Source organism: Pseudovibrio sp. SCP20 (assembly GCF_057774105.1).
The window spans coordinates 710,688-722,291 of sequence record NZ_JBYMDH010000003.1 but is presented as its reverse complement, the minus strand read 5'-3'; the positions used below and the strand labels follow the sequence as shown (position 1 = coordinate 722,291).

Genomic DNA, 11,604 nt, shown 5'->3' with positions numbered 1-11,604 from the left:
GTAGGCGGTTGGGGCTATGGTGGCTGGGAGGAGGAGGAGTTTGTAGTGGGTTTGGAGGAAGGTGGTGACTGGTTGCCAGTAAGGGTGCAGGGCTTCGAGGCCTTTGGTGCCTAGGGCGCCATAGAGACAGAATTGGCCTACGCCGAGGAGGACGCCTGCTGTTGTTGCTGGCAGAAAGCGTGAGGCGGGGATGTTGCTGGCGCCGCTGAGAAAAGGTGTGATCCAGGCCAATGGTCCGAGGATGCGCGCAGAGATGATGAACGGGACTGCGTGTTTTTGCAGGGCGGTGCGGGCCTTGTGCCATGCCCGGCGTCGCTTCAATGGCCTGAGAAAGTGCAGGATGGCTCGGGTGCCGTACACTCTGCCGAGGATGTAGCTTGTGATGTCTGCCAGTAGTGCAGCGACCATAACCACTATGATTGGCCAGGGATCGCCGGAAGTTGCATAGAGGGCTCCGGCTGCGAGGAATGCGATTTCGCCAAAGACAAAGAAGCTTGGGCCGATGAGAGCATCACCGAAGGCAATGGCTGCCAACAGGGCATAGCTGAGGGGCCCGTTGAAGGTGGTGACAAGATCCTGCATGACTTACGTGTTGCTGTAGTGGCCGAACTCGTAGGGGACTTCGTTTTTGTAAAGTTCGCCTTTGAAGAAGCGCAGCATGTTGGCTTTGAGATAGGTCCAGCCCGTTCGCAGGATGCCATCCTGATTGAGGCGGCGCGGATTGAACATGAAGCGGGGCTTGATGATTTGCCCCGAGAACCGGCCAGTTTTCTGAGCTTTGAGGACGTAGTTGCAGTCTTCGCAAAGCTTCAGCTTTTCATCGAAACCACCAATGGCTTCGTGGGTTTGCGGTGTTGAGAACAGGCATGCGCCGACTGCGGTTGGGAAGAAACGTCGGCTGAGGGTTATGCCGAGGTTCATCAGTTCATAGCCGATCACCTGTTTGGCTGGCAGGCGATAGCTGGACATGAGGACGATGCCGATGTCGAGGCTGCGATACTCCAGCTCCCACATGGATTCAGCCAGAAAGTTTGGTGGCAGTCGGGTATCTGCATCCAGAAACAAGATGCGGCGGCCTTTGGCCTGCGCTGCACCCGTGTTGCGGCCTAGGCTGACACCGCGCTTTTCCATTTGCACGATACGATAGTGCTTGAAGTTTTTGGCATGGTGCTGTGACAGAGGCACCGTGTTGTCTGTGCTGGCACTGTCCACATGGATGATCTCGAAGTTCTGCCATGTTTGCAGGTTCAGATCTGCCAGCAGACGCGGGAGGTGGTGTTCCTCATTCAAGGTGATGATGACAATTGAGAGATCGATCGTGGTCATGAGCGTGCCTTCCAAGCCTTTCTGAGCATTGGTTTGCGCGGTCAAACTGAAGAGCACCTGAACCTGATTTCGAAACTCTTTGCCTTTGGTGGTTACAAGGGAGGTCAGGTTCTTTGGATGGAGGTTTGTGATGACTCTGTTTGACCATAGCAAGCAGGCACTGGAAGAGTGGCGGGGTGGGGTGATGACCCAGATGCGGGTTTCAGCGCTCAACGGGTCTTGTCAGCTTTGTATTTTTGACCAGTGGTGTGAGCCGGGAAGTGGGGCGCCGCGGCACTTGCATGCGGTTGAAGAACTGCTGGAGGTGATTGAGGGCACTGCGGAGATCACCTGCGGAAATGAAACCCATGTTGCCACGGCTAATCAGAGTGTGTTGATCCCTGCCGGGTGTTTGCATGGGTTTAAGAATATTGGAGCGGGCAAGCTGCATGTGCGGGCGACTTTGGCAGCACCGATCTTTGAGGCCAGTTATGAGAATAGCACGGAAGTTTCCCGGCGCTGGGTGCCGGGTGGGAAATCGTGATCAGCTCGGCTCTCTGGAGGCAAGTTCAATAGATTTGGCCGCAATTCTGTTTTAGTCGTTATTTCTGCGTATCTTTATCCGAAAACCGGTTTCCACTTTTCGGAGATACGCTTTAGCTTGCTGAAACCTTATGTGAGCTGCGAGAGGCTGGGAGGCTTTATCTGTCTGGCTCACACATAAAAGAATATCCGGAAAGCGGGGGAACAGGATGTTTGCCAAAGAACACATCAAGTATGAGCCGGTGGATCTGCCGGACCGTATGGACCTGAGCGATGAGCAGATGCTTGAGGCTGTGAAAGCCTTTTATGACAAGATGAAGCGTCGCCATACGGTGCGGGACTTTTCTGACCGCCCCGTCGCCCGTGAAGTGATTGAAGAATGCATCCGCACAGCGGGGACCGCGCCTTCCGGTGCAAACCACCAACCATGGCATTTTGTGGCGATCTCTCAACCAGACTTCAAGAAGCGTATTCGCGATGCGGCGGAGGAAGAAGAGCGCCGGTTTTATGACGGCGGGGCTGGCGATGAATGGATCAAGGCGCTGGAGCCGATTGGCACCAATGACCATAAACCACATCTGGAAGAAGCGCCGTGGCTGATCGTGGTGTTTGCGCAGCGCTGGGGCGAGTTTGAGGATGGCACGCGCTACAAGAACTACTACGTGCCTGAAAGTACTGGTATCGCCTGTGGTTTTCTGCTGACCGCGCTGCACCATGCCGGATTGGTTTCACTGACCCATACGCCGAACCCGATGAAGTTTCTGAATGGCATGCTGGACCGTCCGGATTCTGAGAAGCCGATCATGATTATTGCGGTAGGGCATCCGGCTGAAGATGCAAAGGTGCCTTCGGTTGCGAAACTGAAGAAGCCGCTTTCTGAAATTCTGACCGTTGCTGATTAGAGCTTCAGGTTCTTCAACCGCAGGGAGTTCATAACCACGCAGAAGGATGAGAGGCTCATGGCCAGCGCTGCGATCATGGGTGAGAGCAGGGCTCCGGTGAAGGGGTAGAGAATGCCTGCTGCAATGGGGACGCCTGCGGAGTTGTAGACAAATGCCAGGAACAGGTTCTGGCGGATGTTGCGCAGTGAGCCGATGGCGAGCTTGCGGGCACGAACGATGCCGGTGAGGTCGCCATTGAGCAGGGTGATGCCCGCGCTTTCAACGGCGACGTCAGCGCCGGTTCCCATGGCAAGGCCCACATCTGCAGAGGCCAGAGCCGGGGCGTCGTTGACGCCATCACCTGCCATGGCCACCATGGCGCCGGAGGTGTGGAGCTGATCGATCAGGGTTTTCTTGTCTTCTGGCAGGGCTTCAGCTTTGAACTCATCAATGCCCACAGTGGCAGCCACGGCTTTGGCTGTGAGTGCGTTGTCTCCCGTTGCCATGATGACTTTGATGCCTGCCTCATGCAGCTGCTTAATGGCTTTGCTTGCGTTCTCTTTGATCGGATCAGAGATGGCGATGAGGCCGATGACTTTCTCTTTGTTTGAAATGTAGATGCTGGTGTTGCCGGTCTCGCTGAGGGACTGGTGCTTTTGCTTCATCTCCTCGGAGATCTTGTCGGTCAGGCCGAAGATGGCGGGGTTGCCGATGGCGTAGACGTGGTTGTCTACCTTTGCGCTGACACCTTTGCCGGTGTGGGCCTCAAAGTCCTCTGAGTTGGAGAGTGCCATACCTCTGTAATTGGCCGCATTGACGATGGCTTCTGCCAGCGGATGCTCTGAGCCTTTTTCGATGGAGGCGGCGACGTGGAGCAGCTGGTCTTCGGTGTACTCTTCTGAGAACGCATGGATTGAGGTGACGGTTGGTTTGCCTTCCGTGATGGTGCCGGTTTTGTCGACGATGAGGGTGTCGACTTTAGACATGAGCTCCAGTGCGGTGGCGTCTTTGATGAGGACGCCGGCCTGCGCGCCTCTACCGCTGGCGGTCATGATGGACATGGGGGTGGCGAGGCCCAGTGCGCAGGGGCAGGCGATGATGAGCACGGAGACGGCGACGATGATGGCATAGGAGAGGGATGGCGCCGGGCCGACGATGAGCCAGATAAAGAAAGACAGGATCGAGATGCCGACGACTGTTGGGACGAAGTAAGCGGAGACCTTGTCTGCCATGCCTTGGATGGGCGCGCGGGAGCGTTGTGCGGAGGAGACCATGGCGACGATCTTCGAGAGCATGGTGTCAGCGCCGACGTTGATGGCCTCGATGATGAGTGTGCCGTTTTTGTTGAGCGTGCCGCCGGTGACGGTGTCGTCGACGTTCTTCTCAAGGGCGATGGGTTCGCCGGTGATCATGCTTTCGTCCACGTAAGACTGGCCGTCTATGACGCGGGAGTCGACGGGGATGGCCTCGCCGGGGCGGACGCGGAGCTTGTCGCCGGTCATGATGTTTTCAAGCGGGGCGTCGTACTCGGTGCCGTCGTCCAGCACGCGGCGGGCGGTTTTGGGGGCGAGGTCCAGGAGGGCGCGGATGGCATCGCCGGTGCGTTCGCGGGCACGGAGTTCCAGCACCTGCCCCATGAAGATCAGCGCGACGATGACGGCGGCGGCCTCATAGTAGACGGGTGGGTGACCGGTGGCGGCACGGATGCCCGGGGGGAACAGACCAGGCAGGAACGTGGCGACGAGGGAATAGAGATAGGCAGCCCCGACACCGAGCGTGATCAGGGTCCACATGTTGAGGTTCCACGTAGTGATGGATTTGATGCCTCGTTTAAATAAGGGAACGCCTGCCCAGAGGACAACGGGTGAAGCGAGGACAAACTCGACGTAGATGGCGGTGGGTTCGCCGATCCACTCACGGAAGGGCAAGCCGATAAAGGGGCCCATGGTGATTGCGAGGAGCGGGATCGCGAGGACCGCGCTGAGCCAGAAACGGCGGGTGAAGTCGATCAGTTCGTGGCTGGGTTCGTCATTGCTGGTGACGGTCATGGGCTCCAGTGCCATGCCGCAGATGGGGCATTCGCCGGGGCCTTTCTGGACGATCTGCGGGTGCATGGGGCAGGTGTAGTCAATGTCCTGCGCGTTGGCGTCCTGCTGCTTCTTGCTGTTGCCGCTTGCGTAAAAGTAGGGATCGCCCTCGAAGGTGTGGGAGCATTTTTCGGAGCAGAAGTGGTAGGATTTTCCAGCAAAGTCAGCGGCAAGGGTTTCAACGGTGACGGTGACCTGCATACCGCAGACCGGGTCTTGTTCTGTGGTACCGGAGGTGGGTGTGTTTGATGCCTCGTCCATCGGTCAAAAGGCTCCCTGATCCAACAAGCTCGCGTTTCACCAGCGCAGATCATAAGCCTTTGCCCTGCCTGAAAGGATTAATGCCTAGTGAGAACTCGCAGTATCCCTAGGCAGAGCTTAACGGGATCGATTGGATTTGGCTCAAACTCCCTGAGCCGGGTGTCAGGCAGCGATTGTGAGGCGTTCTGTGAGAGCTTCCGGGAAGGCCAGTTCATGCCGAGCACGCCATTCTGAGGTGACGTAGTTGATGATGAGGCTCTTGCGTGGAGCGTTGATTTCACGCTTCTCAAAGCCATGCCAGGAGTCATCGGAGGGGATGAAGAACATGGCCCGATTAGGCGCCCAGGGAGTGTTGGAATGGAAGGTCTCTTTATCGGAATACAAAGAGGTGCCCCATTCTTCACCGTGGGCCTCTGAGAGGTAGATCATCAGGGTGAATTTCTTGGCGCCGATATCGGTGTGGGGTTCCAGCCAGAAGCCTTCGCGATCACAGGTGTACTCAATACGCAGATAGGTGTTTGAGAGGTCTACGCCGCATTTTTCATAGAACAGCTCGATCATTTGTGGAGCTTGGAAGGCGGAAGCGAACTCTTGTTCGGCTTCAAACTTCATAAAGCTGTCGCCGTGGAGGTACTGGCGCAGCTTATTGTTGGTCGCCCGTTGGCCTTCGCTGTAGTCCATATCACGCATGCAAGTGGGCAGGTTCTGAAAGTCCGAGAGCGTGGGCTGAGGCAGCAAGTTGTCTGCCGTCCAGTGCAGAAACGGAGCTTTGTGCGGCGTCGCTGTGCGCAGGGCGTGAAAGATGGATGCGCTGATAAGGCTTGCGGAGTTTGGGCGATTCATTAAGTCCTCCTCCTGCGCTGCCGTGCTTATGTGCATGGGGCGTTTCTGCAGGTGGTTGTTGGCTTGGAACAGGCGGGAGGTACTTAATGCCAGCTTAGGGGCCGAACAATGCCGGCTTGCAATCGTCGAAAATACCTAATGAAAAACGGTAGTTCGTTTTAATGCGAATTTGAGCGCAATTGGTGCAGTTGAAAGCTCATCCACGCGGGAAGTTACGTTGCTTACTCGTCTCATTTGCACCCCTGAATTGCAGTAATGTTGAATGCAGCTCACATACCGTATGGTGATCTCGTTGTTTTGATAATTTGTATCTTTTGTGCAGCGTTAAGGGGGGCTCCCCGATGAGAGTACGTGGTTCTGTTCCATTTTTGAAAACAGTGATTGGTGCCATGCTGGCGTGTTTGGTTGCTAATTCCGCGAGTGCCGATGGCGCTAATTATTGGATTGACGAGTCGACCGATTTTACTGGTAATGGCTGTCAAAATTCCGACTTGAACGATGTTACATCAAGCCTACGCAGCGAGCTCAACAATCGGGGTTGGACTGGTACACGCTGGTCCAATGCAAACGCTTGGCCTGAAGATTTCATTGAGCAAAATTTAGGTGGGATTGACCACGTTGCAGGGGATGCACGCACATTGTCTGTCTATGCCGGGCATGGTTGGCGAGCGCTTATTCAATTCGGTTTTCAGCGCAACGGTGTTTGCACGGTCAGTTTTCCGAACTCTACGCGACTTGGCACTCAAGGCGGTGACGAGGCCGTTTATGCGATGTGGGTTACAAGTTGTACCGTTAATCTTGACAGTCTATCGAGTCATTTTGACCAAGCGATCCGGCAGACCTTTGGGTACCACAACTCGCCATCAGTCAAAGATGATCAGCCACGCGACTTCTTCCGCGAAACAGATGATTTGAGGAATGAACGTGCCTGGATTGAAGAGATGGAAGATCGACCAGGCTGGTTTACCGGTGACAACTCTCCAATTGCGCTCACTTTTGGTTTGTCTCCAAGCCACTGTGATTGGGTGCAGGATAATGCCCGGTTGCGCGATCAGATCCTTCTTTACCAGGCTCCAAGCCCGGATACTCACTTTTGCTATCTGATGTTTGACAATGGCCAAAGTGGTTGCTGAGAGGAGCATTTGAGATGTTGATGAGACGTGTTTCTTTGTCCGTTGCCATCTTGGCTGCTCTGACCTTAACGGCGACTGCCCAGCAAGAACAGCAGCGCACTGATAACAGGAATACAGCACCGCTGCTGCTGGAGCGGAATGCACAATACAAGGTTCCGGCATTTAAGGAAGGGCTAGAGCTTCCGATAATCCGGATGACCTGGCGCAATGATCGTGATGCACAACAAGTAATTGATGCTGCTGAAGCGGCGATAACCCTCATGCTTGACGGAAGCCGTTCTGAAAAGATGGATGGCGCGTTGAAAGAGGTGCTTTACGGAAATGAGGCAGGCACGTGGGCACGCGTGTCCGCAGCTCCTCAGATCTTAGTCCGATATGATGCAGATTTTGATGAAATTCGGCTGATTAACGAAGAGATTGACGTGATCCGTGAACCTCTTGGACGGATCAGCGTGGATGAAGCAGTTGCCCGAGCCAACAAGGTGATCGACGCGTTATCGGAGCAGGGGATTCTGAACCGTCGCCTCTATAGCAGTGCAGCTATTCAGATTGGTTACCGCCGCGTTGGCAGTGGTTCGCGGAAGGCACAGCCTGGTCGCAGCCAGATCCTAGAGTACCGAGTTACGTATCGGCCACGGATCGAAGGTGTTGAATTGGCTAATGCTGGCGTTCGGGTGGGTGTTATGGCCAATGGCCAAATTGGCTCGATGCGATTTGGCGGTGTAACACCTCTGGTCAAGTTCACTGACGACAAGGTTGAACCAGAGGAAGATGGCAAGCGGCAGCCCGTGGTAATCGACCCTAATCGTCTTACTAAACGGTTCTATCGGACGCTTAGTGCCAACGTATCGCCGCAAGTGGCTTGGAGCCGTGTGATGTACGCTATGCCAGATGGCGAACGCAGTGCCTTGCTTGAGCCGATGCTGGTGGTCTCTTTCTCTGAAGGCACTACTACGGACAAGGGACAGCGCGTTAGTAGCCGGCGCAGAATTCTCGGTTTCTCTCTGGTGGATGAGAAGGCAAAGCCATTCGACTTTACTGCGCCGACTCCTATCAAAAGTGATGAGCCTAAACGCAGCAAGTAGGCGCGTCCAAGCGCCTGTTTCCTCCCACAGTTTGATCAGCCATTTTGGGACTGGACCATCTTCAGGTGTGGTTCCATGATCTTGGCGAACTTGCGGATGATTTTTTCGACGTAGGCTGGGTCGCTGTGGAACTCTTGCTGGAAGATCATGCCGCGGATGAAGGAGCGCCAGATGAGGAGGGTGAGGGTCATGTCCTCTTCCGCTGCTTTGTCCAGGTCTGGAGGCAGGAAGAACTGGTTGAGCTGGTCGTTCCAGTCTTCCAGCTTTGGCGAGATGCGCTGCGAGAGTGCTTTATCGGTGCGCGTTGCCATGATGATTTCAGAGAATGCCCGGCCTTCTGGCGTATCGATGATGTTGCGCCAATAGGTCACGAGGGCATCTGCCAGTGTGCCGCCCTCAGCTTGTGTGATCTGCGCGAACGGGAAGGAGCTTGGGCTTTCCTGCTGATAGTGGCGCAGAATTCTTGAAAGCAGAAAATCCACCGTACCGATGACCAGATCTTCCTTTGAGGGGAAGTGGTGCATCAGCGCACCGCGGCTGACATCAACGCCTTCCAGCACCCGGTTGATGGAAGTTTCCGCATAGCCAAGCCGGTCGAGGCAATCGATGGTCGACTTAATGAGGGCCTTGCGTGTGTTTTCACCGCGCTGCTTCTTCATGTCCAACTTGCTTACCATGATCAACCTTAGCCTTAAGACGGGGTTTTTGCTGAAATACTTGACGTATTGGGAAGGAGTATATACCGTACGTTTGGTATGTAAAAGAGGTTTCCGTCAAAATGACCATGAAAAACACGGAAAATCAAAGCTCTAGTAAACGTAAGCAGCCTATTCGCATAGGGGGTGCTTGCGGCTTTTGGGGTGACTCCAACGCGTCTACGGGGCAATTGTTGCGCGCTGGCGGGCTCGATTACATCGTTTATGACTATCTGGCAGAGATCACTCTTTCCATCATGGCAAGGGCGCGTCAGAAGTCCCCTGATCTTGGATATGCAACGGATTTTGTCGAGCAGGTGCTTGGGCTCAATCTGAAAACAATCGCGTCTTCCAAGACAAAAATTTTAAGCAATGCAGGCGGCGTGAACCCGGAGAGTTGTGCTGCCAAGATCCGCGAGTTGATTGCTGCACAGAAGCTGGATCTGAAAGTTGCTGTTGTGACCGGTGATGACCTGCTGGCGGAAGCTTCAGCCTTTAAAGAGGCTGGTGTCACTGAGATGTTCTCCGGCGAAGCCTTTCCTAAAGCGGAGAAGGTTGCTTCCATCAACGCCTACCTCGGCGCCCAGCCTGTTGTTGCTGCTTTGGAGGCGGGTGCAGATATTGTGATTACGGGTCGATGTGCTGACAGTGCGTTGACGCTTGCGGCCTGTGCTCATGCCTTTGGCTGGGACTGGACGGATTATGATCGCCTCTCTGCAGGTAGCCTTGTAGGGCATTTGCTGGAGTGCGGAACGCAGGTTACTGGAGGCAACTTTACAGACTGGCGGGATGTGCCGGATGTGAAGAAGATCGGTTATCCGATTGCGACTGTCTATGAAGATGGCAGCTGCGACCTGAGCAAGCCTGAAGGCAGCGGCGGCCTTGTGAGTGTTGGCACAGTTGCGGAGCAGCTGGTTTATGAGATCGGTAATCCGCAAGCTTACCTGCTGCCAGATGTGACCTGCGATTTCTCCAAGGTAACGATCGAGGCGAAGACCTCTGAGAGTGTGCATGTTTCTGGTGCGAAAGGGCGCGCTGCGCCTGAGAGCCTGAAGGTTTCTGCCACCTGGGCGGATGGGTTCCGCATTGGGTTGATGGTGCCTTATGTGGGCTTTGATGCAGGTGAGAAAGCAAAGGTCTTTGCTGACCTTGCCCTTGGCCGCGCTGAGACAGTTATGAAGAAACTTGGTGCGCCCGGCTATCAGGAAGTTTCCGTTGAGATCGTGGGGGCAGGATCTCAGATAGGGGAAGCGCCTGTCAGCCGGGGCACTTACGAAGAAGTTGTTTTGAAGATTGCCGCACGGCATGTGGATCAGCGGGCTGCTGGCTTGTTGCTGCGGGAGCTGACTGGCCTTGGCCTTTCTGTTGCGCCGGGCATGACGACCTTTAATGGCGGAAGGCCTAAGCCTTCCCCTGTTGTGCGGTTGTTCTCTTTCCTTGTTGAGCAGTCTGCCGTGTCTCCCAAAGTTTCGCTGGAAGGTGAGGCTGTGGCGTTTGAGCAGGTTGTTGCGGCAGAGGCTGCCGCCTCAGTTGAAGCTGCTGAAGTTCCGGGTGCGCCTGCTGCTGATGACGTACTTGCAGAGGTGCCGCTGATCAAGCTTGCTTATGCCCGCAGTGGTGACAAAGGCGATAAGGCAAACATTGGTGTTATCGCGCGAAAAGCAGAGTGGCTGCCATGGATTGCAGCGGCTTTGAGTGAAGATGCGGTTGCCAAAACCTTTGCGCATTTCAATCCGGGCAAGGTGGCCCGTTTCTATCTGCCGGGCTGTCATGCGCTCAACTTCCTGATTGATGATGTGCTGGGCGGTGGCGGCATTGCCAGCTTGCGGCTGGACCCGCAAGCGAAGGCGTATAGCCAGATCCTGCTGAGGCACAGTGTTTCCGTTCCGCACTCCATCGCGCAGGAGGTGATGTAATGACTGATGCTCCAACAACGGATGCTGTGCTGGTTGCGCAGCAAGATGGCTGGATGACCATCACGCTGAACCAGCCGGAAAAGCGCAATCCGCTGACTGGCGAAGTGATTGCTGAAATTTCCAAGGTTCTGCGGGGTGTGCAGGATGACCGCAGCGTGCGTGGCATTACGTTCACTGGTGCTGGTGGTGTGTTCTGTGCAGGCGGTGATCTGAAGTCCTTCCAGCAGATTATGGCTGGTGGTGATGAGGCTGAAGCCATTGCGCAGAAGATCAGTCTGGAGGCTGCCGAGTTTTTTGGAATGATCGCCCATCAGCCGCAAGTGACCATTGCTTTGGTGGAGGGGGCAGCTATGGCTGGTGGCCTGGGCATGGCGTGTGCCTGTGATTTTGTGGTGGCCACGCAAGATGCCAAGTTTGCTTTTACTGAGACGCGGATTGGCTTACCGCCGGCTCAGATTGCTCAGTACGTGACCAAGCGACTGGGCTACCAGAAAGCCAAGAAAATGCTCGTGTTGGGGAGCAAACTGACCGGTGACGAGGCCTTTGACGTCGGTCTGGTTGATCAGGCTGTTGCCAGTCAGGCAGAGCTTGAAGCAGCAGAAGCTGAGATAAAACAGCAGGTTCTGGCCTGTGCGCCGGGCGCTGTTGCAGCCACGAAGAAGGTGGTTGAAGAGACGCGTTTCCTTGAGCAGGAGGAACTGCGCCAGAGTGCAGCTGCCTCGTTTGCGAGAGCAATTGTTGGGGAAGAGGGACAGGAAGGCGTGATGTCGTTTTTGCAGAAACGCAAACCCTCCTGGGCTCCATAGCTGGCCCCTCAAATTTGGGGGTATGCGTTTACCCGATAACAGATGTTCG

General features: G+C 55.2%; 11 protein-coding genes. 6 read left to right on the top strand and 5 right to left on the bottom strand.

The features are described from left to right. The coding region (locus AC3CB2_RS15865; protein ID WP_352934157.1) for a DedA family protein at positions 1–582 on the bottom strand (582 nt) is incomplete at its 3' end. Positions 583–585: 3 nt separating this feature from the next. Then, positions 586–1,326, bottom strand: coding sequence for a glycosyltransferase family 2 protein (locus tag AC3CB2_RS15860; protein WP_352934154.1), 741 nt, complete (start codon positions 1,324–1,326; stop codon positions 586–588). A gap of 130 nt (positions 1,327–1,456) precedes the next feature. On the opposite strand from AC3CB2_RS15860, the gene AC3CB2_RS15855 reads away from it, so the two are divergent. After that, positions 1,457–1,849, top strand: coding sequence for a cupin domain-containing protein (locus AC3CB2_RS15855; protein WP_352934151.1), 393 nt, complete (start codon positions 1,457–1,459; stop codon positions 1,847–1,849). Between the two features lie 208 nt (positions 1,850–2,057). Then, positions 2,058–2,750: a nitroreductase family protein gene (locus AC3CB2_RS15850; RefSeq protein WP_352934149.1), complete on the top strand. Its 693-nt coding sequence runs from the start codon at positions 2,058–2,060 to the stop codon at positions 2,748–2,750. Here the strand turns inward: AC3CB2_RS15850 and AC3CB2_RS15845 are convergent. Next, complete coding sequence (locus AC3CB2_RS15845; RefSeq protein ID WP_352934146.1) at positions 2,747–5,077, bottom strand: heavy metal translocating P-type ATPase; 2,331 nt, start codon at positions 5,075–5,077, stop codon at positions 2,747–2,749. The two genes, AC3CB2_RS15850 and AC3CB2_RS15845, sit on opposite strands and share 4 nt — an antisense overlap. A gap of 162 nt (positions 5,078–5,239) precedes the next feature. After that, the gene (locus AC3CB2_RS15840; protein ID WP_352934144.1) at positions 5,240–5,920 is read right to left on the bottom strand and encodes a 2OG-Fe(II) oxygenase; all 681 of its coding nucleotides are present in this window, start codon (positions 5,918–5,920) and stop codon (positions 5,240–5,242) included. 341 nt (positions 5,921–6,261) lie between these two features. Between AC3CB2_RS15840 and AC3CB2_RS15835 the strand changes: the two genes are divergently transcribed. Continuing rightward, positions 6,262–7,053: a DUF6345 domain-containing protein gene (locus AC3CB2_RS15835; protein WP_352934141.1), complete on the top strand. Its 792-nt coding sequence runs from the start codon at positions 6,262–6,264 to the stop codon at positions 7,051–7,053. A gap of 14 nt (positions 7,054–7,067) precedes the next feature. Further along, positions 7,068–8,138, top strand: coding sequence for a hypothetical protein (locus tag AC3CB2_RS15830; RefSeq protein WP_352934138.1), 1,071 nt, complete (start codon positions 7,068–7,070; stop codon positions 8,136–8,138). Between the two features lie 35 nt (positions 8,139–8,173). Here AC3CB2_RS15830 and AC3CB2_RS15825 read toward each other — a convergent pair whose 3' ends face one another. Next, positions 8,174–8,797, bottom strand: a complete 624-nt coding sequence (locus AC3CB2_RS15825; RefSeq protein WP_352934135.1) for a TetR/AcrR family transcriptional regulator — start codon at positions 8,795–8,797, stop codon at positions 8,174–8,176. Between the two features lie 119 nt (positions 8,798–8,916). Here AC3CB2_RS15825 and AC3CB2_RS15820 point away from each other — a divergent pair, with 119 nt between their 5' ends. Then, positions 8,917–10,749 (top strand): acyclic terpene utilization AtuA family protein, encoded by a 1,833-nt coding sequence (locus AC3CB2_RS15820; protein WP_352934133.1) that lies wholly within the window; start codon positions 8,917–8,919, stop codon positions 10,747–10,749. Beyond that, positions 10,749–11,555: an enoyl-CoA hydratase/isomerase family protein gene (locus AC3CB2_RS15815; RefSeq protein ID WP_352934130.1), complete on the top strand. Its 807-nt coding sequence runs from the start codon at positions 10,749–10,751 to the stop codon at positions 11,553–11,555. Before AC3CB2_RS15820 ends, AC3CB2_RS15815 begins: the two co-directional genes overlap by 1 nt. The last annotated feature ends 49 nt before the right edge of the window (positions 11,556–11,604 follow it).